The sequence below is a fragment of the Salinibacterium xinjiangense genome (genome assembly GCF_014645015.1).
In the GTDB taxonomy this organism is placed as follows: domain Bacteria; phylum Actinomycetota; class Actinomycetes; order Actinomycetales; family Microbacteriaceae; genus Rhodoglobus; species Rhodoglobus xinjiangensis.
Genome location: NZ_BMLC01000002.1, coordinates 103,019 through 127,465, shown reverse-complemented (window position 1 = coordinate 127,465; position 24,447 = coordinate 103,019). Strand labels below are relative to the sequence as shown.

At 64.1% G+C, this 24,447-nt stretch carries 21 protein-coding genes; 9 read left to right on the top strand and 12 right to left on the bottom strand.

The window, feature by feature from the left end; translation table 11 throughout:
- Nucleotides 1-8: 8 nt before the first annotated feature.
- From IEW81_RS07410 to IEW81_RS07390, 5 genes are all read right to left on the bottom strand, one after another.
- Nucleotides 9-1,562 (bottom strand): DUF5719 family protein, encoded by a 1,554-nt coding sequence (locus IEW81_RS07410; protein ID WP_097059322.1) that lies wholly within the window; start codon nucleotides 1,560-1,562, stop codon nucleotides 9-11.
- Nucleotides 1,559-4,396 carry a glycosyltransferase family 2 protein gene (locus tag IEW81_RS07405; protein ID WP_097059321.1) on the bottom strand — a complete coding sequence of 946 codons (2,838 nt, stop codon included), beginning with the start codon at nucleotides 4,394-4,396 and terminating at the stop codon, nucleotides 1,559-1,561. Before IEW81_RS07405 ends, IEW81_RS07410 begins: the two co-directional genes overlap by 4 nt.
- A gap of 90 nt (nucleotides 4,397-4,486) precedes the next feature.
- Nucleotides 4,487-4,810, bottom strand: coding sequence for a WhiB family transcriptional regulator (locus IEW81_RS07400; RefSeq protein WP_097059320.1), 324 nt, complete (start codon nucleotides 4,808-4,810; stop codon nucleotides 4,487-4,489).
- A gap of 100 nt (nucleotides 4,811-4,910) precedes the next feature.
- The gene (gene galE / locus IEW81_RS07395; RefSeq protein WP_097059319.1) at nucleotides 4,911-5,891 is read right to left on the bottom strand and encodes a UDP-glucose 4-epimerase GalE; all 981 of its coding nucleotides are present in this window, start codon (nucleotides 5,889-5,891) and stop codon (nucleotides 4,911-4,913) included.
- A gap of 48 nt (nucleotides 5,892-5,939) precedes the next feature.
- On the bottom strand, nucleotides 5,940-6,875 hold the full coding sequence (locus tag IEW81_RS07390) for an aldo/keto reductase (protein ID WP_097059779.1): 936 nt from the start codon (nucleotides 6,873-6,875) through the stop codon (nucleotides 5,940-5,942).
- Between the two features lie 164 nt (nucleotides 6,876-7,039).
- On the opposite strand from IEW81_RS07390, the gene IEW81_RS07385 reads away from it, so the two are divergent.
- Both IEW81_RS07385 and IEW81_RS07380 read left to right on the top strand, forming a co-directional pair.
- Entirely contained in the window at nucleotides 7,040-7,993 is a 954-nt protein-coding gene (locus IEW81_RS07385) for a GlxA family transcriptional regulator (protein WP_097059778.1), read from the top strand.
- A gap of 34 nt (nucleotides 7,994-8,027) precedes the next feature.
- Nucleotides 8,028-8,645: a class I SAM-dependent methyltransferase gene (locus IEW81_RS07380; RefSeq protein WP_097059318.1), complete on the top strand. Its 618-nt coding sequence runs from the start codon at nucleotides 8,028-8,030 to the stop codon at nucleotides 8,643-8,645.
- 89 nt (nucleotides 8,646-8,734) lie between these two features.
- On the opposite strand, the gene IEW81_RS07375 is transcribed toward IEW81_RS07380, so the two are convergent.
- Entirely contained in the window at nucleotides 8,735-8,890 is a 156-nt protein-coding gene (locus IEW81_RS07375; protein ID WP_179691722.1) for a hypothetical protein, read from the bottom strand.
- 681 nt (nucleotides 8,891-9,571) lie between these two features.
- Nucleotides 9,572-10,663 carry a mannose-6-phosphate isomerase, class I gene (gene manA / locus IEW81_RS07370; protein ID WP_097059317.1) on the bottom strand — a complete coding sequence of 364 codons (1,092 nt, stop codon included), beginning with the start codon at nucleotides 10,661-10,663 and terminating at the stop codon, nucleotides 9,572-9,574.
- A 109-nt stretch (nucleotides 10,664-10,772) separates the two neighbouring features.
- Between manA and IEW81_RS07365 the strand changes: the two genes are divergently transcribed.
- The 3 genes from IEW81_RS07365 to IEW81_RS07355 all read left to right on the top strand — a co-directional run bounded on the left by IEW81_RS07365 (nucleotide 10,773) and on the right by IEW81_RS07355 (nucleotide 14,671).
- Nucleotides 10,773-11,957 (top strand): acyl-CoA dehydrogenase family protein, encoded by a 1,185-nt coding sequence (locus IEW81_RS07365; RefSeq protein ID WP_097059316.1) that lies wholly within the window; start codon nucleotides 10,773-10,775, stop codon nucleotides 11,955-11,957.
- Between the two features lie 72 nt (nucleotides 11,958-12,029).
- Nucleotides 12,030-13,355, top strand: coding sequence for an O-antigen ligase family protein (locus IEW81_RS07360; protein ID WP_097059315.1), 1,326 nt, complete (start codon nucleotides 12,030-12,032; stop codon nucleotides 13,353-13,355).
- Nucleotides 13,352-14,671 (top strand): O-antigen ligase family protein, encoded by a 1,320-nt coding sequence (locus tag IEW81_RS07355; RefSeq protein ID WP_229671295.1) that lies wholly within the window; start codon nucleotides 13,352-13,354, stop codon nucleotides 14,669-14,671. The genes IEW81_RS07360 and IEW81_RS07355 overlap by 4 nt, the downstream gene beginning before the upstream one ends.
- Before the next feature lie 11 nt (nucleotides 14,672-14,682).
- On the opposite strand, the gene IEW81_RS07350 is transcribed toward IEW81_RS07355, so the two are convergent.
- Nucleotides 14,683-15,654: a GDP-mannose 4,6-dehydratase gene (locus tag IEW81_RS07350; protein WP_097059314.1), complete on the bottom strand. Its 972-nt coding sequence runs from the start codon at nucleotides 15,652-15,654 to the stop codon at nucleotides 14,683-14,685.
- Between the two features lie 3 nt (nucleotides 15,655-15,657).
- Nucleotides 15,658-16,638 carry a GDP-mannose 4,6-dehydratase gene (locus IEW81_RS07345; RefSeq protein WP_097059313.1) on the bottom strand — a complete coding sequence of 327 codons (981 nt, stop codon included), beginning with the start codon at nucleotides 16,636-16,638 and terminating at the stop codon, nucleotides 15,658-15,660.
- Between the two features lie 89 nt (nucleotides 16,639-16,727).
- Between IEW81_RS07345 and IEW81_RS07340 the strand changes: the two genes are divergently transcribed.
- From IEW81_RS07340 to IEW81_RS07330, 3 genes are read left to right on the top strand one after another with little or no spacing between them, the layout of a single operon-like run.
- The gene (locus tag IEW81_RS07340) at nucleotides 16,728-17,612 is read left to right on the top strand and encodes a glycosyltransferase family 2 protein (protein ID WP_097059312.1); all 885 of its coding nucleotides are present in this window, start codon (nucleotides 16,728-16,730) and stop codon (nucleotides 17,610-17,612) included.
- Between the two features lie 45 nt (nucleotides 17,613-17,657).
- On the top strand, nucleotides 17,658-18,389 hold the full coding sequence (locus tag IEW81_RS07335; protein WP_097059311.1) for a glycosyltransferase family 2 protein: 732 nt from the start codon (nucleotides 17,658-17,660) through the stop codon (nucleotides 18,387-18,389).
- On the top strand, nucleotides 18,386-18,784 hold the full coding sequence (locus IEW81_RS07330) for a DUF2304 domain-containing protein (protein WP_097059310.1): 399 nt from the start codon (nucleotides 18,386-18,388) through the stop codon (nucleotides 18,782-18,784). Before IEW81_RS07335 ends, IEW81_RS07330 begins: the two co-directional genes overlap by 4 nt.
- Here IEW81_RS07330 and IEW81_RS07325 read toward each other — a convergent pair.
- Together IEW81_RS07325 and IEW81_RS07320 are read right to left on the bottom strand one after the other, a co-directional pair.
- Nucleotides 18,693-19,940: a hypothetical protein gene (locus IEW81_RS07325; protein WP_179691721.1), complete on the bottom strand. Its 1,248-nt coding sequence runs from the start codon at nucleotides 19,938-19,940 to the stop codon at nucleotides 18,693-18,695. The two genes, IEW81_RS07330 and IEW81_RS07325, sit on opposite strands and share 92 nt — an antisense overlap.
- Entirely contained in the window at nucleotides 19,927-21,774 is a 1,848-nt protein-coding gene (locus IEW81_RS07320; protein WP_097059308.1) for a hypothetical protein, read from the bottom strand. Before IEW81_RS07320 ends, IEW81_RS07325 begins: the two co-directional genes overlap by 14 nt.
- A 108-nt stretch (nucleotides 21,775-21,882) precedes the next feature.
- On the opposite strand from IEW81_RS07320, the gene IEW81_RS07315 reads away from it, so the two are divergent.
- Complete coding sequence (locus IEW81_RS07315) at nucleotides 21,883-23,445, top strand: DUF2142 domain-containing protein (protein ID WP_097059307.1); 1,563 nt, start codon at nucleotides 21,883-21,885, stop codon at nucleotides 23,443-23,445.
- Here the strand turns inward: IEW81_RS07315 and IEW81_RS07310 are convergent.
- Nucleotides 23,442-24,446 (bottom strand): glycosyltransferase family 2 protein, encoded by a 1,005-nt coding sequence (locus IEW81_RS07310; protein ID WP_097059306.1) that lies wholly within the window; start codon nucleotides 24,444-24,446, stop codon nucleotides 23,442-23,444. The genes IEW81_RS07315 and IEW81_RS07310 overlap by 4 nt on opposite strands.
- Between the last annotated feature and the right edge of the window lies 1 nt (nucleotide 24,447).

The window sequence follows — 24,447 nt, the reverse complement described above, 5'->3', positions numbered from 1 at the left end:
GAGCTGCCCTACGGGTAGATCCTGATGGGGCTCGAGCCGACCCCCGGCGGGTGCACTGAGTAGCGGGCGAGCATCCCGTTGCCGGTAAGGCTCACGGCCGCGTGCACTGAATCGAACTCTCCCAGGCTGTAGCTCGTCCCCGCCACCAGCGCAACAGCGACCGAGCTTCCGGCGGCAACGACGACCGAGACGGCAGGCCCATCGAGTGGCGTCAGAGAGACGGTCGACTCTGCGATCGTGGGGTTGTAGACGTGCAACACGGGATTTGGCCCGACGGCCGCCGTGAACTGCGCCAGAGCACCGAGCTTCTGGGCGGAAGTGAACCACGCGAAGTCGGTAGCCGGGCCGGCCGCGGAGCTGGCCCTGACCGAAGCGACCGACGGAATCGGCGACTCCACGATGACCGTGTACGTGCCCGGTTCGAGTTCCTGGATCGGGACATCCGTCACGAGTCCCCCATCGAGGTCGTACGAGAACGATGCACCCGCTCCGGATCCGCTCTCAGGAACCACCCTGACCGTCACGGGAACCACCTCCTCACCAGGAGCGAACAGCCTCAGCACGGTAGCGAAGTCGTCGGGCACCTCGCTGGCGCTCGTTGAGCTGCGCACCGCGGCGATCGCGGTCTCGTCGCCGACCACCACCCCGGGGATGACGCTCATGGTCGACGGCGATCCCGACGATTCGACGATGTCGATGCCACCGGGATCGAGCCCCCGCAGCACCGATTGCTGCATGGTCGCCTGCACCTGTCCGCCCGTGCTCATGACGTGCACGACGGGCGAGACGAGGCCCGGCGCGAAACCAGCGAGCGACAACACGCGCTGCCCACTGGCCGGGACGATGATCCCGCTCGTGCCGGGAGCGGCGATGGCGCCGTTCTCGCCGAACAACTCGAGGTTGACCGTGGCCGAAACCTCGGTGGGGTTGGTGAGAGTCAGGAGCGTAGTGCGTCCCGTCGTCGTCGCACCACCGACGAGCCAGCTATCTCCACTCGCGATCCCGCAATCCGCTGCGGCCAGGCCGACGTAGTCACCGCTGTCGACCTGCTCAGACTGGGCGCCGCTGAGGAGGATGCGCTGGCTCGGGTCTGTCGCATCGGGTGGGGTGCTGATGATGGTCGGTGCCGCCGGGGTTCCACCGGTGCCTGCATCGGAGGCCGCGGCATCCACGGAATCGACCGATCCGGAGCTGCTGCCGGAGCGCACGGTGGCGCTGCCGAGACCGAATGCGGCGGTGGCATCCTGCCCGCTGTCACTGGCCAGCCTCAGGATGCCGCCCGGGCACACGAGCTGCTGCGCGGTCGCAACCGGGGTGATGAGCGTGCTGGGGGCGGTCGATTGCACGACCGGAAGCTGGAGGAAGACGGATGCCACGATCGTCAGGGCCGCAACGCCGACCCCAGCGAGCCCGACGGCCGCCCTGCCGCCGACGATCGCCAGGCCGCGCGCTGTGACAGGTCGTCGCGTCGAGCTCTGCAGCTCTTCCTGCTCGGGGAAGACCTCGTTTTTGACGAATTCTTCGCCACTGGGTTCCTCGGCCATGCCCGGCTCGTCGCTCACGCTGTCACCCCATCGGTGCTGACCGGGTCAGCAGTCGTGCCATCGATCCTGAAATCCACTCGCGCGGCCCTGACTCGCCTGCGTTTGGTGGTGGGGATCGCCAGCAGCAGCGTCAGACCGATGACCACGGCCTGGCCGATGATGACCCAGACACCAAGAGTGGTGTCGAGGGGGCCCGGGCCCACGGGCGCCGGGCCATCGGCGATGTTCCCGTAGTTCCAGAGGAAGCCGTTCGCCGTCGCTCCGATCGGTGTGAGACTGCGGTTGCCGTCGAGAGCATCGGCTACTCGTTGCCTGGTCCCCGCTGCACCGTCGTCTGTGACGTTGGGCAGGAGCACGAAGGCGATCTGCAGCGCGTCGAGCTCGCCAGCGATATCGAAGCCGCTGCGGGAGGCGAGGTTTCCCGCCAGGGTGGCGATCCGAGCATCCCTGGGACCGAGGCTGTCGTCCGTGGCAGCCAGTGTGCTCTGCTCATCGAGCGTCGTTCCCAGCCCGCGATGCACGGTGGTCGCTATTCCGCCGTTCGGCTGGGCGGTGATCTGAAGCGTGCCGAGCTCCGGCCTGTTCGCTGCTTCGGCCGAGGCGAATGCCGGCAGTAGCCGTCCGTTGCTTGCGGCGACAGCTATTGTTCCGGTAGCCGCGACGGTGACCATCGGAGCCGCGAGGGCCACCAGCGTGACGGCGGCAACCAGCGCGGGGGCGACTTCCGCCCTCCTGACCACGTCGAGGGTCACGACCATCGCCCCGGTGAGGCCGAACCAGTACAGGCTGAGCGCGGGGCCAGCCCAGATGGGTGTCGCTGTCGATCCGATGGTGGTCACCATGAGCTGTGAGACGGCAACGGCGGTACTGAAACCCATCAGCGCCATGACCAACGCAGGAACCGACCGCCGGAACCCGGGAACGAAGAGCGAGACCAGAGCCAGGATCGCCAGGGGAGCAAGAAGAGCCGCGACCACGATCGGGGCGATTCCGGGCGGCAGTCCGAACTGGGCGAGGAACAGGTCCCATCCCGCCAGTCCGTGAGAAGGCACGCCGAGCAGCAGGTGTAGCGGGGTGGGAACGACATCGCCCACCGGCAGCCCGGGTTCGGCGAAGATCGCGAGCCAGTTTCCGCGGGAGACCTGCTCAATGACCAGGGGAGCGAACAGGGCAGCCGCCGGAATCGGAATTCCGAGGATGCGCAGCAATCCGCGCGGGTTCACGACGGTCCAGGCCACCAGGCCCATCACGAGTGCGGGGGCCAGGATGGGCGCAGACGCCACTATGGCCGCGAACAGCAGGGCAGCGAGCGCAGACATCGACCAGTTGCGTGCCGCGTTCACGACCGCGAGCACAAGGGTAGGCAGCAGGATGTGGGCGATAACCGCACCGAGATGACCGCCCGTAAGGGAGGCGAGGAAAGGAGGCGCGACGGCCCAGGCTATGGCCGCGACGGCGGGCGGCCAAGCGCGCTGCGTCAGCCTCGCGGCGCAGAACCATGCGCTGAGCGCAGCGAGCGGAAGGGCAGCAAGGTACAGCAGCACGATGCTCAGCGACGGTGACCAGAAGGTGAGGGATCCCAGCACAGCGAGCACGATAGCGAACGGATCGGCGGCTCCCGTGAATCCGGATGCGATGTCGTGCCACCCGTAGCCGACGTGTGACCAGAGTTTGCTGACGGTCGTGCTGAGCGGCAGCAGCCCTCCCCCGGCCAGTGCTGGGGCATCCACGAATCGGCCGAAGGCCACGACACCGGCGATCGCGGCGAGCAGCACTACCCACGCGCCTCCGCCCACGAAGAAGCCAGGGCGATCACGGACAGTCATGTAGCCAGAGGCAGCAGCCGAATGTTCGCTCGAACGCCGCTCCCGCATGTCGGCCCAGGACAGCCGGAGCGCGTCGACGGCGGCCCAGCTCATCGTGCGATTGCGCCTGATGTTCGACCGGGCGGCCGGGATGCTCCCGTCGAAGGCGGCACGGAATGCCGCACCGAGTTCGCCGCCCACTGCGCCGGGGCGCTTGGCCACGAGGTGCCCCAGCGATCGCAGCACGGCGAGGGGCACGAGCGTGAGCCAATGCAGCGGCAGGGCGACTGTGGGTGACCAGGCGAGCCTGCGATGAAGCTGGGCGAAGCGGCGGATGCGGTTCTGCGCCCCCACCGAGACCGACTTCCTGCCGAACAGCTCCGGAGGGCCGGCGCTGGTGACCCTCGCAGCGGGAACACCGATGACTCGATGACCGGCAAGCCTGGCTCGCACGGCGAAGTCGAGCGCGGCATCAGCGCTCGGAAGTGCAGGGTCGAATCCACCGAGGGCGGCGAAGACCGTGCGACGCACGAGCATGCCACCGGCAGCCACTCCCAGGTGGTCCGAATGGATGTCGTGCTGCGCCTGGTCGAGTTCCCCGTCGACCAGTGAAACCGAGCGACCGTACGCCGTGAGGCTCTCGCCGAAACTCGCGATCACATCCGGTTCGTCGAGCCGCATGAGCTTCGGGCCGGCAATCGCCACCGACGGCGCCACCTCCACCGCTCCGAGCAGTGCAGCAAGCGCCGTGGGGTCAGGGGCGTTGTCGTGGCCGAGCAGCCACATCCACTCATTCTCAGATTCCGCGGGCGGCGAGACCTGCATGGCGTGAGTGACGGCGCCGCCGAATGACCGCCGGGCCGGGGTGGTGACGAGTCGGGTGGAGCCAGCCGCGGCCAGCAACGACGGTGAGGCGTCGGTCGAGCCCGCGTCGACGAAGACTGTCGAGTCGGGTCGCCGGGTCTGCGCCGCGAGCGCGGCAAGCGTTCTCGGAAGGTACCTGGCCCCGTTGAGGGCCACCAGCACCGCAATGACTCTCGGTTGCATAACGTGTAGAGACTAGGCGCGAGGAACGCCTGCGTTCGCCTGACTCGCTGCAAAGTCGAGAGTCCGTGCGGCGGCTATCGACGATCCGGGCTAGGCGCGCTTGCGCAGCTTTCGCCGTTCGCGCTCGGAGAGTCCGCCCCAGATGCCGAAACGTTCGTCATTCTCGAGTGCGTATTCGAGGCACTGGTTGCGCACCTCGCACGAGGTGCAGATCTTCTTCGCGTCGCGGGTCGATCCCCCCTTTTCGGGGAAGAATGCTTCAGGATCGGTCTGGGCACACAGCGAGTCGGTCTGCCAGGCGAGCTGGTTCTCGTCTTCGATGACGACGGTCTTGCGAACCCCTGGGACTCCGAGCCTGACGGGGTCTACGAACCAGTCGTCAGGGACTCCTGCGCGGTATCCGTTCTCCGTCATACTCTGATCTCCCCTCCGCAACGGCCCGGTCCACCGATTGCGTTAGGCATAATTACACCGTCGTAGTTAGGCCCACGTCAAGTCGGGGATGATAAATCCTTCAACCAGCTTCTGAGGGTTGTGCGGCCCGGCGTGTTGCGATCCACTGACTCTCCACCATTTCACGCAGGCTGTGACGCATCTTCCAGTCGAGATCGCGCGCGGCAAGATCGCCGGCGGCGACGATCCGCGCCGGGTCTCCCGGGCGACGTGCGCCGATCTCCGGGGTGAACGCGATGCCGGTGACCTCCGCGACAGTGCGCATGATGTCACCCACCGAGCTGCCGGAGCCGCTGCCGAGGTTATACGCGGGCTCGATGGTGACTCCCGCGTCGAGTCGCTGGGCGGCCGCGACGTGTGACGCTGCGAGGTCGGCGACGTGGATGTAGTCGCGCACATTCGTACCGTCTGGCGTCGGGTAGTCATTGCCGTTGATACGCGGCGTCCTGCCCTCGACCAGGGCCGCGAACACGAGCGGGAGGAGGTTGTGCGGGCTCGCGTCGTAGAGGTCTTCAGAGGCAGAGCCGACGACGTTGAAATACCGCAGCGAGGTGTGCCTGAGCCCCCGGGCGACGCCCTGGTCGGCCAGTAACCACTCACCGATCAGCTTCGATTCGCCATAGGGCGACTGCGGCGACTTCGGCGTCTCTTCCGTCACGAGTTCGGCGGGCGGCGTCCCGTAGACCGCGGCGCTCGACGAGAAGACCATGCGATCTACCCCGCACGACTCCATGGCGGCGAGCAGGGTCGCGGTCGCCGTGACGTTCTGCTGGTAGGTGTGCAGCGGCCGCGTGACCGACACGCCCGCATATTTGTACCCGGCGACATGGATTACCCCGGTGACCTTATGAAACTGCATGACACGCTGGAGGTTCTCACCGTCGAGAATCGTTGCCCGTACGAAAGGCACACCATCCGGAACAAACGACTCGAAGCCCGTCGAGAGGTCGTCGATCACGACCATGGGCAGGCCCGCCTGCGCGAGTGCTCGCGCGACGTGCGATCCGATATATCCAGCCCCACCCGTCACAAGCCATGTCATAGCGACAACGATAGCGGTGGCAGTTGCGCGGGAATGCCGACCGATGGGCTACGGCACGAGGTGCCCACTGGCACGGAACAGCTCGTACCATTCGGATCGCGTGAGCGGGAGGTCGGAGCCCTGTGCAGCACCGCTAACCCGTTCCGGCGTCGTGGTTCCGAGGACGACCTGCATGTTTGCCGGATGGCGGGTGATCCACGCGGTAGCGATGGCGATAGCCGGAACGTCGTACGCCCCGGCAAGCCTGTCGATCACCTGGTTGAGTTCTACGTGATCAGGCGATCCTAGGAACACCCCGTTGAAGAAGCCGGCCTGGAAGGGCGACCAGGCCTGGATCGTGATGTCGTTCAACCGGCAGTAGTCGACGATGCCTCCCCCGTCGAGCGTGAGCGATTGGTCCTGCCCGCTCATGTTTGCGGCCACGCCCTGGGCGACGATCGGCGAGTGTGTAATGGAGAGCTGCAACTGGTTGGCCACGATGGGCTGCTTCACATATTTCTTCAGAAGGTCGATCTGCCGCGGTGTGTGGTTCGAGACACCGAACGCGCGCACCTTGCCCGCGGATTCCAGCTCGTCGAACGCCCGGGCGACCTCCTCGGGCTCGACGAGCGCGTCGGGCCGGTGCAGCAGCAGGATGTCGATGAAGTCCGTCTCGAGCGCGTCGAGAGAACCGTTCACCGACTCGATGATGCGTTCGTAGGAGAAGTCGAAGTACGGACCTTCCGGCACGATCCCGCACTTGGTCTGAATGGTCAATTCGGCACGTTGCGACGACGTCAGCTGCATGGCTTCCGCGAACCGCCGCTCGCAACCGTGCATTTCGTTGCCGTAGACGTCAGCGTGGTCGATGAAGTCGATGCCGGCGTCTCGCGCCGTTTTCACGAGGTCGCGAACCTCGTCGTCGCTCTTGTCGGCGATACGCATGAGCCCCAGTACGACATTGGGTGCCGAAATTCCGGTCCCGGCCAGTTCTATCGTCTTCATGCTCACTCCTCGTCATCATGGTCGCCGATGCCGACGACTTCTCCTTCGAAACTACCGTCCGATCCCACCACGAAGTGCGAGGCTGGCAGGAAGTCGACGGGTTGCCGGATCCTGTCGATGATGGCAGAGTTGCGACGTCCATTGAATTTCCGCCAGGGAGCGTCATGCTGCGCAAGATCGTCCTGCTCGCCCTCCCCGGCGTCGCACCCTTCGAGTTCGGCGTCATCTGCGAAGTGTTCGGTGTCGACCGCAGCGATTCCGGCGGCCCCAGGTTCGACTTCACGATCGCGACGGCCGATCCGGGTCCCGTCCGCACGAGCCTCGGCTACGACATGATCATTGATGCTGGGCTGGATGCCGCGTCCGATGCCGACCTCATTGCCGTCCCCGTGCATGCCATCGACCACGTCGACGAGCGCTACCTGGAGGTGATCCGCGCGGCGGAGGCCAGGGGGGCGTGGGTGCTCAGTGTGGCCAGCGGCGCGTTCGCGCTGGCCCATGCGGGCATCCTGGACGGACGCAGGGCGACGACCCACTGGATGCACGCCGCGGCCCTGGCAACCCGGTTCCCGCTCGTCGACGTCGACCCCGACGTGCTCTTCGTGGAGGATCGTCGCGTGGTAACCAGCGCTGGAACGGCAGCCGGGATCGACGCCGCGCTGCATATCGTGCGCCGCGAGCTCGGTGCGGCTGCCGCCAATGTCATCGCCCGGCGCATGGTCGTGCCGCCGCAACGCGATGGTGGCCAGTCGCAATACATCGAGTCACCCGTGAAGGCCGAATGTGCAGACTCTTTCGCCGCAGTTGCAGAATGGATGCTCGAAAACCTGTCAGCAAGCCTGACTGTCGACCAGCTCGCGAGACAGGCGCTCATGTCGAGCAGGACGTTCGCCCGGCGCTTCCGGGCAGACATGGGAACGACGCCGGCGGCCTGGCTCAACCGGCAGCGACTCATCCGGGCCCAGCAACAGCTGGAGCAGACCGACGACAGCCTCGAACTGATCGCCCAGGCGACGGGTTTCGGCACGGCCTCCGTGATGCGCCACCACTTCGTGAAGGTGCTGCAGGTGTCACCCCTGGCCTACCGACGCGCGTTCGGGCTGGGCCTCGCGTCGTAGCGCGCCGCCGCGTCCGTACTGACAGTATGAGCACATGAGTGCACCAGACGATGGCGATTCTCTCGTTCCCCCCACTGCGGAAAAAAGCTACGCAGAGCGGCTCAGTCGGCTTTCGGGCGCGCGCTGGAAGCAGGTTCTCCACGTTCAGGCACCGTTCAGGGCGCACATCCGGCATCTGCGCCTCGGTCGCACTCTCGACGTGGGGTGCGGCACCGGCCGCAACCTGCAGTACCTCGACGAAAACTCGGTGGGAGTGGATCACAACCCGTTCTCCGTGCAAACCGCTCGAGATGCCGGGCTCACCGCGTACACCAGCGACGAGTTCTTCGGCTCTGGAGTGGCGGCTCCCGCATCCTTCGATTCCGTGCTCTCCGCTCATGTCGTTGAGCACCTCGAACCACAGGATGCCGCGGAGATCTTCGCGTCATACCTGCCGTACGTTCGCCCTGGCGGCACGGTCGTGTTCATCACCCCGCAGGAGCGTGGCTTCGCTTCAGACAGCACCCACGTCGCTTTCAGTGACCACGCCGCCCTCGAGCGGTTGGGGGCCTCGTTGGGGCTCAAGCCCGAGAAGCACTACTCGTTCCCCTTCCCACGTTTCACCGGAAAGTTCTTCACCTACAACGAATTCGTGCAGGTCTTCAAGGTCTGATGGTCCAGCGCCGGTTCTCCGGGGTCGAGGAGCGCTTGATGCACTGGGCGAACCGGTCGATGGCCAGCGGGTGGCCGGTCGACCGTCATTCAGAAAAGCTGCGTGACGATGAAGCTCAGAACCGCGAGCAGGACAAACGAGAACAATGAGCCGTGAAACACAAGGGCGAAAGCCGTGATGATCGGCTCGCGCACCAGGCAGAGGCGAATGTAATCGTGCCAGGCAAAGAGAACACCCGCATCCACAGCATCTTCCCGTGCACTCCATAGCGGTGCCGATGGCGAACATCGGAGGGTACTGCAGCGCAGCAATGCTCGCTCCGCATCTGATGATGCTCAGCCGGATGGCGACAATGACCTGCTTTATGAACGGCGCCTACAGCACGACGAACAGGTAGGCCGCCAGCAATTGGGAGAACAGCACCTGCCCATCGACGACCACGACGGAGGTGTCGTTCCGGGCCATTCGGCTGCCAGGCCAGACCCTCTCAACACCGGTCGCAGGGGTATCCGGCCGGATGGAGGGTGATCTAGTCGCTCATGCCGGGGTGCACGTGCGCGGTACGAGCAGTTAATCGGGCGCGCCGAGTAGCACCGCCCCGAACGCCTGTACACCCGATCGCCAGGGCCTCCTGGGAATGCACACACCCCGTCGAAGGTGCTCAACAAAGCCGATCGAGCGAGCACGATCCGCCACAGAATGAAGAAGAGGAAGACAGCTTCGCCGCGGGTGCGGATGATCTGCCGGGGGCTGTGCAGGATGATGCGTTCAGGAGTGAAGACCTGCGCACTCGCCCCGAGCTAACCCTCCGCGGGTCCTTGGCTCGACGAAGAGGGTGCGGTGGACCAGCACCGGTCCTGCCACGAGACGTCGGATTTCGTCGATCACGCACACGCATATAAGCGACGGCATGTTTCCTGTTGCGGTCATGAGGTTGCGATAAAGAGTGCGCCGGTCCCCCGAATGTCGAGGGATGCCTCATCCGAGACATACACGGCTCCGCCGCGATTCAGGGTGAACGTAGATTCCGCTCCGGTGAGCGTGAATTCACCGTCGAGGCACAGCGCGATGGCGGATCCGTCGAGCTCGGTGACAGAGTCCGTCACGACCACATGCAACGCGAACTCGGCGCCGACGGGCCTGAAAACCTCAACCCCGGTTGCTGGATGGTGCGGCTGGATGTACGGCACCGCCAGCGGGGTGAATTCCAGCACCCTGAGCAGTTCGGGCACATCGATGTATTTCGGGGTCAATCCACCGCGCAACACATTGTCAGACGCCGCCATGAGCTCGATGCCCACACCGGAGAGGTAGGCATGGATGTTACCGGCTGGAAGGAACAACGCCTCACCTCGGGCAAGGGTCACCCGGTTGAGCATGAGCGAGATCACAATGCCCGGATCGCCCGGATAATTCTCGGCCAGCAGCTTCACCGTTGCGAGCTCAGGGGTCGAACGATCCTCCGCCGCACTCACCGCGGCCACCAGCGCGTCGACGCCCTCACCTCGGGTGAGGAGCCACTCGAACACCGAGCGCAGCGAATCATCGCCGTGGAGGTGGTCGAGCAGGGGCGCTGCCTCAGGCAGCCCCGACTCGATGATCGCGCGGATATCACTCGCCGACCTGAAGCCGCAGAGCGCGTCGAATTTGTCACTGAGGGCGTAGATGAGCTCGGGCTTGTGAAACGCGTCTTTATAGTTGCGGTGCGGTGCATCGAGAGGGATGCCCAGCGCGTTCTCCCGAGCGAATCCCTCAGCGGCCTGAGCCATGGTCGGGTGGGCCTGCAGCGACAGGGGCGAGCCTGCAGCGAGCACCTTCAACAGGAACGGCAGCCGCCCGTCGACGACATCCAGCAGCGTGTCAGTCGAACCCACAACCCGGCTCGGCGAGCCCGCGTGCGCACCCAGCCACAACTCTGCCTCGGGAGCGCCGGATGCCTCGGTTCCCAGCAGTCTTGAGATGGCTCCGTCTGAGCCCCACGCGTAGTCACGTGGGGTATTGGTGATGCCTACAAACATGGGGTCGACTCCTGTGTACGTGTTGGACCAAATAGCCAACGGACGAGGGAACCTTCACCATGCGGCCGTAGTCTTTCTGAGGATTTCGACTAAGCAATGGAGTGGATTTATGTCATTCGAGACAATCGGCGCAGATTTCTATGGCTTCGAGAACAAACTTACCGACCAGGAGAAAGACCTGATCGTCAGGCTGCGGGCGTTCCTCGATGAGAACGTACGGCCTTTCGCCAATGACCTCTGGGCTCGGGCCGAGTTCTTCGACCGCGACGTCGTCGTCCGAGGCCTCGCCGATCTCGGCCTCTTCGGCCAGCCGTGGGAGGAAACACAGCAGTTTCCCAACAGCGCCGTCTTCCGTGGCTGGGTGGCTCTCGAACTCGCTCGCGTCGACGCCAGCGTCGCGACGCTCGTCGGCATGCAGAACGGACTCGTCATGGGTTCCATCGCCGAGGCTGGTTCCCCGGAGCAGCGCGCGCAATGGCTGCCGAAGTTCGCGAGCGGCGAGCTACTCGGCGCGTTCGGTCTCACTGAGCCGCTGTCTGGATCGGACACCGCGCAGGGCCTGCAGACGGTCGCGAAGCGCGACGGCGACAACTGGGTGATCAACGGCGCCAAGCGCTGGATCGGCAACGGCTCGATCAGTGACGTGACCATCATCTGGGCTCGCGACGCCGACGACAACCAGGTCAAGGGTTTCATCGTGCCGACCTCGACCCCCGGATACTCGGCGACGCGCATCGAGAACAAGCAGGCGCTGCGCATCGTGCAGAATGCCGACATCGTTCTTGAGAACGTCGTAGTGCCGGAGGCGAACCGGCTGCAGAAGTCGCAGTCATTCCGGGAGACGGCAGCTGTACTGCGACTGACGCGGGCCGAGGTGGCCTGGGCCGCGGTGGGCAACTCGATCGGCGCATACGAGGCAGCGGTGAAGTATGCCGGCGAGCGCATCCAGTTCGGCAAGCCGATCGGCAGCCACCAGCTGGTTCAGGAGTTGCTCGCGAAGAGCCTCGGTAACATCACCGCATCCATCGGACTCGTCACTCGCGTGTCGGAGATGCTCGACGAGGGCGTGCAGAAAGACGAGCACTCAGCACTCGCGAAGGAATTCACGACCAGTCGCATGCGCGAGACCGTCGCCTGGTGCCGCGAACTCATGGGCGGCAATGGCATTGTGCTCGACTACGGCGTGATGCGCTTCTTCGCCGATGCCGAGGCTATCTATTCATACGAGGGCACGCGCGAGATGAACACGCTCATCGTCGGCAGGGCCATCACGGGTAAGGCCGCATTCGTCTAAATATCGACTGCCGTCGCCTGCCGTATCCTGGGGCGGCGGCGGCACAGCACCTTCGTCGTTTACCCTTGCGGAATGCGAATGATCGAGCTCCAGCCGGCGCGCACCGCGTTTCTGGTGCTCACCGTCGCCACGCTGATGGCGGGAGATGCCTGGCGATACGTCATCGGTTGGACGGGCTTCTCGATCCTCGCGGGTCTGCTCGCGGTCATCTCCATCCTGATGCTCGTCGCCCTGCGCGATGAATGGAAGATCAGCCTGCTCCCGTATCCGCTCATCGCGTTCCTCCTGCTGACCGTGCTGTCGCTTGTGTGGTCGTTCTACCCGGGCGCCACTGCGCTCGGAATCGCCGCGACCTGGTGCACGGTGATCGGTGGCATCGCGGTCGCCGTGACGTTCAGCTGGGCAGAGATCCTGCGCGGATTCAGTCTTGCGCTGAGGATCGTGCTCGGGCTGTCGATCGTGTTCGAGTTCGTTGTCGCAGCCTTCATCCGTCGTCCGGTGCTTCCTCCCGTGCCGCAGCCCGGCATCGACTACGCGAACCTGCCAGATCCAATACCACTGATGCTGTACTGGTCGCGCAACGAGCTGTTCCAGGTGTTCGACGACGGAAAGATCCAGGGCATCGTCGGAAACTCGACGCTGCTCTCGTTTGTGGCGCTGGTCGGGATCATCGTTTTCAGCATCCAGCTCGCGGGCGGTCTCGTGCGAAAGAGTTGGGGCCTGTCGTGGCTCGCGGTCGCCGTCGTCAACCTCGCCTTCAGCCGGTCTGCCACGAACGTCCTCGGGCTGGTCGCGGTTACCGCCGTGGTTCTCGCCGTGCTGATGGTTCGGCGGGCGACAACCCCGCGGGCGGTCATCGCTACCTACGCCGGACTCGTCGCCGTAGCAGCGGCGGGCATCGTCGGCGCCCTCATCTTTCGCGCTCCGCTGCTCGCTCTGCTGGGTAAGAGTTCTGACCTCACCAACCGCACCGAGATCTGGCACGATGTGAGCGAGCTCGCACAGCAACGTCCTGCTGTGGGCTGGGGCTGGGTCAGCTACTGGGCACCGTGGGCGAAGCCGTTCGACACCCTCGCCGAAAATAACGGCATCAGGCAACTACACGCCCACAATGCATGGATCGATGTCTGGTTTCAACTCGGGATCATCGGGCTGGTCATCTTTGTTTCGCTCGTCGTCTCGACGCTGTCCCGCACGTGGCTTCATGCCGTCGACAGGCCTCGACTCTCCCGGAACACCTTCGGGCCCTACACGCCAGCCAGCCTGTTGCCGCTGCTCATACTCGTCGCCCTCATCGTGCAAAGCTTTGCTGAAAGCCGCCTCCTCGTCGAGTTCGGTCTCTTTGCGCTGGCGCTGCTCGCCGTGAAGACCAAGTGGCCGGACCGGGAGCCGCGGTGACAGAGCCGAACCCCCGGTTCGTTGCCCTCGACGTGGCAACGGAAGTGTTGAGTTCGCCCAGATTCATCACAGCCCTCACGACGTCGATCGTGGGCGTCTCCGTGCTGTGCTTCATGCTGCGCAGCCTCATCGGATGGCCCGGACTTCTCGCGATCCTCTCGCTTCAGGTGGTCCTGGCGGGCGGTTCGATGGTGGTGCGTCGTGGCTCGATTGAATGGCACGGCATCCTCCCTGTCTCGCTCATCGTGTTCATCACCTGGGCCAGCCTGTCGATCTTCTGGAGCAGCTTCAAATGGGCCACCCTTGCAGGTCTGGCCTACCTGCTGTGCTTCACGGTGTTCGGCATCTACACGGCGCTGCTTCGGGATACGATCCAGGTCGTCCGGGCGTTCGGGGATGTGTTCAGGCTTGTACTCGCGGGATCAGTGTCGATCGAGATCTTCGCCGGAGTGCTCATCGACAGTCCCATCCCGTTTCTCGAAATCTTGGGCAAGCTCAACGAGTTCGGTCCGATCCAGGGCTTCTCTGGTGCGCGCAACCAACTCGGGATCCTCGCGGTGCTCGCGCTCGTGACCTTCGCCATCGAATTCAGGACGAAGTCGGTCACCCGTGGAGTCGCTATCGGCTCAGCCGTGCTCGCCGCTCTGGTGCTCCTGCTCACGAGATCGCCCCTGGCCACCGGGTCACTCGTGATCGTCATCGTGGCTGCCGCCGCTCTGTACGGATTGAGGCGGGCTGAGCCGGAGCGGCGGCGATTCCTCCAGCTGGGGCTCCTCCTCACCGCGGTCGTGATCTCTTCGGCGGTGTGGGCAGCTCGCAGCCCCATCGTGCAGGTCTTCAATGCGACCGGGGAACTGTCGTACAGGCTTGCCATCTGGCGCCGCGCCTGGGATCTCATCGCACTCAACCCCATCGAGGGTTGGGGATGGATCGGACCCTGGCGAAGCAACCTGTCTCCCTTCCTCTTCTTCAACGGTCTCAACTCACGCACTCCGACAACCGCGTCGAACGCCTTCGTGGACGTCTGGCTCCAACTGGGCCTCGCAGGGCTCATGATCTTCGTCGGCCTCGTGGGGCTGGCTTTCGTCCGGTCATGGCTACTCGCATCGAGCCAACGGAGCGTCGTCTTCACCTGGCCGGCGCTCATCCTGGTCGTACTGGTGGCCACGGCGCTTGCAGAGAGCTCGATGCTGTTCGAATTCGGCTGGCTCACGTTCGTGACGTGCACTGTCAAGGCCGCGCATCATCTCAGTTGGCGGAAGGCACTGAAGGGCCTGCGGGACGCCGGCCTGACCAAGCCGGAAGACCAAAAATGAGCTCGACGACTTCAGTTCGTGCTATCTGCCCCAAGAAGCCCGAGATCGGCCATGACCATCCGACGGACTAGGTCATCGAACCCCACTTGCGGCACCCAGCCAAGAACGGACCTCGCGCGCGAGCTGTCCGCAAGTTGTCGTGGGGGATCCGCCGGGCGCGCGAACGTCGGGTCGAGAACCACGTAGTCCTGCCATGCATCTATTCCGGCTGCGGTGAATGCCGAGGCCACGAAGTCCGCGACAGTGTGTTCGACACCCGATCCGATGACGAAGTCTCCGGCCACTGAGTGGCGGGCAGCCAGTTGCATGGCCCGCACATAATCCGGCGCCCATCCCCAGTCTCTCGAGACGTCGAGCGTCCCCAGAGAAAGAGAGTCCTGCAGTCCCAGTGAGATCCTGGCAGCGGCCAGTGTGATCTTCCGTGTGACGAAGGTGGGCGGCCTCAACGGCGACTCATGGTTGTACAGGATGCACGACGAGGCGTGCAGTCCGCGGCTTCGAAACGCGCCCACGATGAAATGCCCGAACGACTTGGCCGCCCCGTACGGCGACACCGGAGAGATGGTTGTGGATTCGTTCTGGGGAACCTGGGCGGCTGCACCGAAGATCTCAGCGCTCGAAGCCTGGACGAAGCGCACCGGCCTGCCTGTGCGTTCCTGCAACTCCCAGCAGCCCTGCGCCATGATGGCCACGGCGGTGCCCGTAGAGGCGGCCGTTCCCACGGGGTCTGCCCAGGACGCTGCCACTGACGTCTGCCCAGCGAGGTTGTAGACCTCATCGGGCTTCACCTTCGCGATTAGCTGAGCAAGCAGCGCTGAGTCCGTCACATCGCCCTCGTGGCCCACGACCCCGGGTGAGCGATCGCCCAGGGTGGCATCGCCCGGTTTGACTAGCCCGTGGACCTCGAAACCCTGTTCAAGCAGATCCCGTGCGAGGTAGGTCCCATCCTGTCCCGTAACCCCCGTGATCAACGCAACTGGCATCGATTAGCCGTGTTTCTTCAGCTCGGCGAGATCGGAGTCGACCATCATCGTCACGAGTTCCTCAAAGCCCACTGTGGGTTTCCATCCCAGCACCTCGCGGGCTTTGGATGGATCACCCACGAGCAGGTCTACCTCGGCTGGCCTCATGAATTGGGGATCCTGCACCACATATGATTCCCAGTCATCGATGCCGACGTGCGCAAAGGCGACAGTGAGAAGTTCACGGATCGTGTGCGTCTCTCCGGTGGAGATCACATAGTCGTCAGCTGTGTCCTGCTGGAGCATGAGCCACATCGCTTCAACGTAGTCACCCGCGAAACCCCAGTCCCGGCTTGCATCGAGATTTCCCATCACGATCTTGTCCTGCACGCCTGCGGCAATTTTCGCAACCGCCTGGGAGACCTTCCGAGTCACGAATTCAGGCCCTCGGCGCGGTGATTCGTGATTGAAGAGCAACCCCGACGACGCGTGCATGCCGTAGGACTCGCGGTAGTTGATGGTCATGTAGTGGGCGAAAACCTTCGCCACCCCGTAGGGCGAGCGCGGCCAGAGAAGAGTGTCTTCTCGCTGAGGCACTGCCTGCACCTTGCCGAACATCTCAGAGCTCGAAGCCTGATAGAAGCGAATTCGCGCCAGGTCATCGCCAGAGTGCAACCGCGTTGCTTCGAGGATGTTGAGCGCCCCCTTGCCTGTGACGTCGGTCGTCAGAGCGGCGTTCTCCCACGAATACGCGACAAAGGAGATGGCGCCCAGATTGTAGATTTCGTCGGGTTGCGCGACATCCAGCGCTCTCAGCAGGCTGGAGAGATCGGTGAGGTCGCCGAACAGCAATTTGGCACCGGGAAGCACGGATCGCACCATCTCGAGCTTCGGGTTGTTCTGGCCGCGAACCAACCCGAAAACCTCGTATCCCTTAGAGAGAAGCAACTCGCCGAGGTACATTCCATCCTGGCCGGTGATTCCGGTTATGAGAGCCCTTTTCATACAGGAAATCGCCTCTTTCGCTTTCGGTCGGTGCTGCCAAGAACTCTATCCGTTGGCTCGTCGGGTTCGCTTGCGGGTATGCTCCAGCGGTGGCGATTGACATTATGATGCCCTTTTACGGCGATGTGGCGCAGTTCATCCTCGCCGTCGACAGCGTGCGAAGCCAGCGCGGCGAGTGGCGTCTCGTCATCCTCGACGACGTCTACCCTGACGCGGAACCGCGCCGCTACGTCGAAGCGCTGGCCGACCCGCGAATCGTGTACGTCGTGAACGAACGAAATCTTGGAATCTCGGGCAACTTCCAGCGAAGCATCGAATTGGCCGAGGCCGAATTCACGGTCATCATGGGGTGCGACGACATCATGCTTTCCGGCTACGTGATTCGCATGACGGCGCTGATCTCACAGTTTCCCGATGCCGCATACTTCCAGCCCGGCGTTGCGACCATTGACGATAACGGCATCAGGTCCTCTCCGTTGGGGGACAGGGTCAAGTCCCTGTTTCGACCAAAAGGAAAGCATCCCGCGCGGTTGTCCGGCGAAAAGCTGGCCGCGAGCCTGCTTCAGGGAAACTGGACATACTTCCCCTCACTCTGTTGGCGCACAGACGTGTTGGCCGCCCACGGGTTCCGTGAAGAGTTCCGCATCGTCCTCGACCTCGCTCTCCAGCTGTCGATCATCGAGGACGGTGGAGTTCTCGTTCTCGACGACACTGTCGTGTTCGAATACCGACGCCATTCCGCGAGCGCGTCATCGTGGGCCGGAAGCGGAAGTGGACGATTCAAGGAGGAGAAGGAGTTGTTCCGCCAAACCGCGGAGACGATGCGGTCGAAAGGATGGAACAAGGCGTCGCGCGCTGCCCGCGTGCACCTCACCTCGCGGCTCAATGCCCTCACCCAACTTCCCGGAGCTATAGTCGGGCGCGAGTCAGAAGCGGTGAAGTCCCTCTCCAGCCACGCCTTTTCGCGTGGCTGAGAGACTTCTCTTTTCCGCTTGCTGAGCGCAGGTTAGAATTCCGTCATGGTTGTCACATTTGAGCGCACGCTGATCGTGATGCCGGCGTTCAACGAAGAGGCGTCAGTCGCCGATGTGGTTACCGAAGTGTTCGCCGCCCTGCCCGGCGTCGGGTGCCTCGTCGTCGATGATGGTTCGACAGACGCGACCGTGGCTGAGGCCACCGCCGCTGGAGCGATCGTGGCCAGGCTCCCGTTCAACCTGGGAGTAGGTGGAGCGATGCGGCTCGGCTTCCGCTACGCCATGGATCACGGTTTCGACAATGTCGTCCAGATCGATTCGGATGGCCAGCACGACCCCGGTAATGTCCCAGCGCTGCTGGAGGGTCTCGCCTCGGCAGACCTCGTGATCGGGGCTCGGTTCGCCGGACAGGGCGACTATGAGGTGCGCGGCCCTCGACGATGGGCCATGAGGGTGCTTGCCGTCATCCTCAGTCGCACGACCGGCACGAAACTGACCGACACGACCTCCGGCCTCAAGGCAAGCGGGCCTCGCGCGGTCAGGTTGTTCTCGGTCACCTATCCGGCAGAGTATCTGGGCGACACGATCGAGGCTCTGGTCATCGGAGCAAGGGCCGGGCTCGTCATCCGTCAACTCCCGGCGTCGATGCGACCCCGGGCGGGCGGCACTCCCTCGCACAATCCATTCAAGGCGGCCCTCTACCTCGGTCGCGCGATCCTTGCCCTGGGCTTCGCGCTCGTGAGGCCGACGACGGTTGAGGAAGGTGGTCACCCGTGAGTCCCATCACCTACATATTCGGTATCGCCGCAGCGCTGGGCATCCTTCTCGTCGTCGTGGAGATGCTGCGCCGCGGACGGTTGCGCGAACGTCACGCCATCTGGTGGATCGTTGCCGGGGTACTCGCCCTCGTCATCGGAGTGTTCCCCACGGTGCTCGACTGGGCTGCCGGGCTGCTGGGAATCACCCTGCCCACCAACCTCGTCTTCTTCGTCAGTATCGCCGTGCTCTTCCTGGTGTGCATCCAGAACAGCGCGGAGCTCACGAAGCTCGAGAACAAGACCAGGACTTTGGCGGAGGAGGTCACTCTCCTGTCTCTGCGCCTCGACCAGCTCGAACCAAAGCCACACAGTGGACCGCTAGCCCCACCAGCGGAGCAACGCTCAGTGATATGAGCGCCCGGGTCTCGATATCAGCTGGCAGCAGTAGCAATGCCACTGCTACGCACGCGGCTACGAGCCAGCCTGCCGAATAGAAGTTATGGCCGCCTCGAGCGAGCACAGCCGTGCCGCTCAGCGCCAGCCAGGCCGTGGGTATGGACGATGCCACCATCAGTCCGACGAATCCTGGATCGACCCTGAACAGGTCACCAGCTATCCACACGATGAGATCGGCGCCGACCCACCAGGCGATCAGCGATCCGACTATGCCGACGCCGGCGACGCCACCCATGATCAGCAGCAGCGATCGAGCGATGTGGCGCTTCGCGTCACGGAAGTGCACGATCAGGTAGCTCTGAAACGCGATCGTCGAAACGACGAGGGGCGCTCGAGTCAGCGTCAGTGCGAATACAACCGCGCTTAGCATCCTGCCCTGAACTGTCGGACTCGTCACCCCGAGCAGCAACGGGAACCCGCTGACCAGAATTGCTGTCGCTCCGGACGCCACGACCGTCCTCAGCACGTTGGCGATGGCCGCGCCGTACCCGACATCAAGCTCGCCGCCGGTGAGCACCGATCCTTTGGTGATGCCGAGTACGACCACGACTACGAGGCCGATCGGGATCACCGTGAGCCAGGCGATACCCGTCACGCGCAGCCCGAGGGCGAGCCCGATGGCCACGAACAACAACCTGAGTGCTACATCGAGCACGATAGCCAGCGCCAGCGGTCGCCAGGAGCGCAGCCCGTACATGGTACCGGTGACGCTTGCCAGGAGCACCGAAAGTCCGGCTCCGACCGCGAGGGGCACGACGAGCACGTATCCAAGCTCACCGAATACGGCGTTCCCCCACGCGACTCCCGTCAGCAGAAGCAGTACCACTACGGCCACCGACACCCCTGCGGCGAAGATCACGATGTTTGCGCGGCCCGGAGCGCTCGTCGCCCTTCTCGGCATCGTGGCCCGTGTGACCTCCTGCTGCACTCCGGCGAGGGCTCCGATGACCAGGAAGAGGGCCGACCAGAATACGGCGAAGACCGCATACGAGTCAGCAAGCCCCCGCGCGGCGATGGCCTGGATGGCGTATGCGCAGATTCCTGCTGTCGCCGTGGCGCCGGCGATAAGTCTGAATCCGCCCGGGCCAGAATTCTCCGGCTCAGTGGACGACAACATTCACCCCCAGCCCAGGGCACGCCGCGTCGACTTCGGCGCGAAGCGGCGGGGACTTCGTCAGCACCATCAACCTGGTCGGCAACAGCCTCGCCAGGTCGCAGAGCTGGTATGCATCGGATCCGTCGAGGTAATACGCATAGGGCCTGATGGGATCCTTGCTGTCAGTGGCGTGCTGCTGGATGAGCCAGCTGTTCACGAACTGGTCATCCGATCGGTCGTCTGAATAACGGGCAAGGACCGTCACGTTTTCCGGGTTTGAGCGGGCGAACAGCGTGGCCACCACATCGCTGCTGATGTTGGATGACCCGCTGATCAAAGACAGCGGCAAATCCCTGCTCTCTTCAGTCAGTTCGGGCCAATGGAGTAAACCAAGGATGACGAGGGCTGTGGCAGCCGCTACCCCCGGCTTTCTGAGCGCTCCCCATGCCCCGGCTCTCTTCGCCGACCCGGACATCCATGACAGCATCGTGACCGCGAGCACGATGATCATGAGCATCGCGAGGATCCAGGAGTACTTGATGGGGTAGTAGCCCCAGACCTGGTCCAGACCCAGCCGTTGTGCGACGAGATAAGAAAGCCCGACGCCCCCCGCAAGAACGACTATTCCCAGGCCCACCGCGTTGGACCACATGCGTCCCCTCCACGCCGTCAAAAGCAGCACGATGAGGGTGACGGTCATCACGAGTATGTAGTTCGCGGGAGCGAAAAGGAAGATTCCCCCGTCAGCAGAGAGTGCATCACCCTCCCTGAGTAGGTCTGGAATGGTCACAGCCACTGCGTACGCGGGCACAGCGAGAATCGCCGCGAGAACTGCTAGCAACCTCGATCCCCTCAGCCCCAGCACCCACCGGGGGCCGGCCCGCACGACAACACCCAGAGCGAGCGCCAGCGGCACTATCGCCAGTGGCGCCCACGCCGATAGCAGCGCGAGGGTGCTCAAAGACAGTGCGATGGTCGCGGCGAGCGGCGAGCGGCGAGCGTGGGTCCACGCGATCCATGAACAGAGAAGCACAATCAGGGAGATTGTCACGTTATAGAAGCCGAACTGGAACGCGTACCCGATGACGAAGCTGGAAAGCGGGATACAGGCGACGGCGAAACTCGCCACCCCACGGGCAAGCGGACGAAGCATATGCAGCCCGGCCCGAGCAATCAGCCCCGCCAATACGCTCGACACGAGGATGAGCAACAGCCAGAGTTGCGCCTCTCGAGTTACGTCGTGAAGCAGAGCGTCGCCGGCAGCTACACTCCCTCGACCGGTGGATACCGCGACAGCCAAAAGCAGGGCGGTGAGCGGCGAGGAATTGGGGCGCGCAACACTGAGCCCACCGTCGTCCGCGACGAACCGCGCTGAAACGGTGTTCCAGACCGCGTCGTTGATCATCGCCCACGAGATCCTGCTGCCGGTGGGAGCAGACACTGTCACCAGCACCATCAGAACGACCGCTGCTGCCGCAAGCGGCGCCACGAACGCGAGAACAGGCCTCGCGACGGCCCAGCTCGGAACACGCAGGTCATTCCGCACGAGCCACATCGCGATCAGGGAACCCACGGCGATGGCGAGCAGTGCGATCCTCACCTTTACATCAAGCTCGACCGCGATGGGCTGCAGCACCCTGGCCAGAAGAACGGCTGTAACGAACATGACCACGACTGATCCCGCGGCAGCAAGCGTCCATCCCATGCGTTGCGCCAGCGCCAGCGCCACGACCGCCAGGGTCACCGCGACGAGGATCCAGGGCGTTATGGCCGCGAAGGCAAAGCCGACAGCCACCGCGACGGCGAGCACGACGAGTGCACCACGCGAGGAAGAACGGCCTTCATGTTCCATCGCGAAACGGCCCCTGTCGCCAAAAAGATTCGGTCGTCAATTTATCACAGGGCGTGACTGGGGGCGGGCAGGCAGGGTGCGCGGCGCACGCGCGGCTAGTATCGGGGCATGCCCAGCAGCTCACGCAAACCAGCCTCAACGAGCGGCATGGCAGGCCGAGGATCCGCAGTGCTGCGCCGCCATAGGCCATGGCTCGTGTTCCTCGCCAGCTGGGTTCTGCTCTCTTCTCTTTCAATCCTGTGGTCGATAGCGACTCCCCTTGCCGCGGCGCCCGACGAGCCCGCCCACACGATCAAAGCCGCGTCTGTAGCGCGCGGACAGTTCGTTGGCGACCCGGGCCCGGAAGGGAGCAAGGTCTCCGTCCCGCAGTACATCGCCTTCACCCACGGCCAGACATGCCCGGCAAACAACGACGAGGTGCCCGCGAACTGCATCCCACCGGTGCCGGGAGATCCCGCTGAGATCGTCGGCTCCGCCACAACCGCCGGACTCTACAATCCCGCTTACTACCTGATGGTGGGCTGGCCCTCACTCATCTTCCAGGACTCGACGGGCGTGTTCGCGATCCGGATCGTCAGCGGAATAATCTCCAGCGCATTCCTCGCCATCGCCGTGATGATGGTCGCGGCCTGGCGTAATAGGCGCCTCCCGATGGTGGCACTGGCTACCTGCATCACCCCGATGGTTCTGTTCCTGAACGGATCAGTCAATCCGAACTCAGTCGAGGTCACGGCGACCCTGGCGGCTTTCGTGGCGATGCTCAGCATCGTCCGCTATCCCGACCGAAGCCTTCTCACGCAGCGAGCAGTCATCCTGATCGTCTCTGCCGCTATCGCCGCCAATATGCGCGGCCTCTCTCCCCTGTGGCTCGCAGTGGCACTTTTCGCGCCGTTCATGCTCGCGTCGAGGGAGCATATGCGCGAGCTTCTGAGAACTCCTGCCGTCAGGGTGGCGATCGTCTCGATCGCGGCTGCCGTCAGCTTCGCGCTGATCTGGCTCCGCGCCTCGAATAATTTCGCCCCAGCGGTCGAGCTTCCCGATGATCGGCCGGGCGTGGTCGACATCGGCGCGTCTCCGATCGTGGGTTTTGCGAAGATGATGGTGCGCTTTGTACCCCACCTGCAGGAGATGGTCGGTGTCTTCGGTTGGCTGGATACCGAGGCACCGATTCAGACCTACGCCTTGTGGGCGCTGCTGATGGGCGGCCTGCTGCTCGGCTCCTTCGCGCTGTTGCGCGGGCGGCGCCTGGCGCTGATGGCTGTGCTGGTGGCGGCGCTCATTCTTCTCCCCGCGCTGGTGCAGGCTGCGTTCATTATGACCGGAGGGTGGATTTGGCAGGGCCGGTATGCGCTGCCCTTACTCGTTCTCGTGTTGATGGCTGCCGGATCGCTCCTGGCGCGGCCGTTCGAGGAGCTGCCCGGGTTCGCACGGGCGCGCATCGCGGGTTTTGTGTGCGCAGCCTGGGCCTTCACCCAGTTGCTCACGTTCGTCTCGACCATCAATCGCTACGCCACCGGCAGTGAGGGCTCGTGGTTGCGTATGGTTGTCGCGCCGGATTGGGCGCCGCCGGGTAGCGCTGCGGCTCTCATTGTCGCGTTCGCCGTCGTTGTGGGCGTGATCGGCGTGCTGGGATACCGCCTCACACGCCCCGTGCCGGATCTGCGGAGCTAGCGCCGTTCGTTTCCCGCGGGTTGGAGCAGGTCTCTCAGGATGTCGCCAGCGCCCCTGCTGTATCGCGCATAGCGCCCCGTGGAGACTTCTTTCAGCACGGGCAGCAGTCGCAGCAGTTGCACACGGGAGAAGCGGGCACGAACGCGGAGGTGAACAAGCTTCTCCCGCGCGCGATCGCGAGCATCAGGCCTGACAGCATCGCCGAGAGAGTCGAGCCTGGACACCAGCACCTGAGCCCTCTCGGCAAGATGGCGGTTGCGACCGTTTCGGGGCTCGAGCACTCTGCCGACCCTGCCCAACAGCCCGAGTCTCGAGACACCGATCTGGTTTGCAGAGTGCTGGCGATAATCCACCAGCTCGTCCATGACGATCTCTCCCCTGCCGATTGATGCTGCAATCACGGCCAGCCACTCGTCGTGAACCCACGGCTCCGGGAATGGCGCGGCGAGCGCCACCACAGCCCTGCGGAACATCGCGGTCGCCCCGGTCACCAGATTCCGCCTCAGTAATACCGCCAGCTCGTCGCCCTGTCTCACCTCGGCCAGCTCGGCATCCGTGATCCTCAAGGCGTAGAACAATGAATGCCCGATCGGGCTGCCCGACTCGTCGACCAGCCGCGCGTCCGAGTGAACGAGCATGACCTCGTCATCTCTCCGGAAGTGCGCGACCGCTGCCTCGATTCGATCCGGATGCCACACGTCATCCTGGTCGCAAAGCGCAACCAACTCGCCGTCGCACGCGAGAAGTGCCTGCTCGAAGTTCTTGACGACGCCCAGCGGGATAGCGTTCTTCAGGATATTGATCGATACCGACCGACCAGGGTGTTGGTGAGGCAGCGACGCTAGCACCCTTGCGATACGGTCCAGCGTGTCATCACGAGAGCCGTCGTCAGAGATAACCAGCTGTTGGGGCATCATGCGCTGCTCGAGGATCGAGCGCAGCTGCTCCTCGATGAAATTGGCCCCGTTGTAGGTGCACAGCGCGACAGAGATACGCAGCATG

Coding starts and splice junctions, on each gene's coding strand:
- IEW81_RS07345 (WP_097059313.1), bottom strand. CDS start 16,638: ATGAAAAGGGCTCTCATAACCGGAATCACCGGCCAGGATGGAATGTAC.
- IEW81_RS07380 (WP_097059318.1), top strand. CDS start 8,028: ATGAGTGCACCAGACGATGGCGATTCTCTCGTTCCCCCCACTGCGGAA.
- IEW81_RS07315 (WP_097059307.1), top strand. CDS start 21,883: ATGCCCAGCAGCTCACGCAAACCAGCCTCAACGAGCGGCATGGCAGGC.
- IEW81_RS07400 (WP_097059320.1), bottom strand. CDS start 4,810: ATGACGGAGAACGGATACCGCGCAGGAGTCCCTGACGACTGGTTCGTA.
- IEW81_RS07385 (WP_097059778.1), top strand. CDS start 7,040: ATGCTGCGCAAGATCGTCCTGCTCGCCCTCCCCGGCGTCGCACCCTTC.
- IEW81_RS07360 (WP_097059315.1), top strand. CDS start 12,030: ATGCGAATGATCGAGCTCCAGCCGGCGCGCACCGCGTTTCTGGTGCTC.
- IEW81_RS07350 (WP_097059314.1), bottom strand. CDS start 15,654: ATGCCAGTTGCGTTGATCACGGGGGTTACGGGACAGGATGGGACCTAC.
- manA (WP_097059317.1), bottom strand. CDS start 10,663: ATGTTTGTAGGCATCACCAATACCCCACGTGACTACGCGTGGGGCTCA.
- IEW81_RS07320 (WP_097059308.1), bottom strand. CDS start 21,774: ATGGAACATGAAGGCCGTTCTTCCTCGCGTGGTGCACTCGTCGTGCTC.
- IEW81_RS07390 (WP_097059779.1), bottom strand. CDS start 6,875: ATGAAGACGATAGAACTGGCCGGGACCGGAATTTCGGCACCCAATGTC.
- galE (WP_097059319.1), bottom strand. CDS start 5,891: ATGACATGGCTTGTGACGGGTGGGGCTGGATATATCGGATCGCACGTC.
- IEW81_RS07365 (WP_097059316.1), top strand. CDS start 10,773: ATGTCATTCGAGACAATCGGCGCAGATTTCTATGGCTTCGAGAACAAA.
- IEW81_RS07335 (WP_097059311.1), top strand. CDS start 17,658: ATGGTTGTCACATTTGAGCGCACGCTGATCGTGATGCCGGCGTTCAAC.
- IEW81_RS07405 (WP_097059321.1), bottom strand. CDS start 4,396: ATGCAACCGAGAGTCATTGCGGTGCTGGTGGCCCTCAACGGGGCCAGG.
- IEW81_RS07310 (WP_097059306.1), bottom strand. CDS start 24,446: ATGCTGCGTATCTCTGTCGCGCTGTGCACCTACAACGGGGCCAATTTC.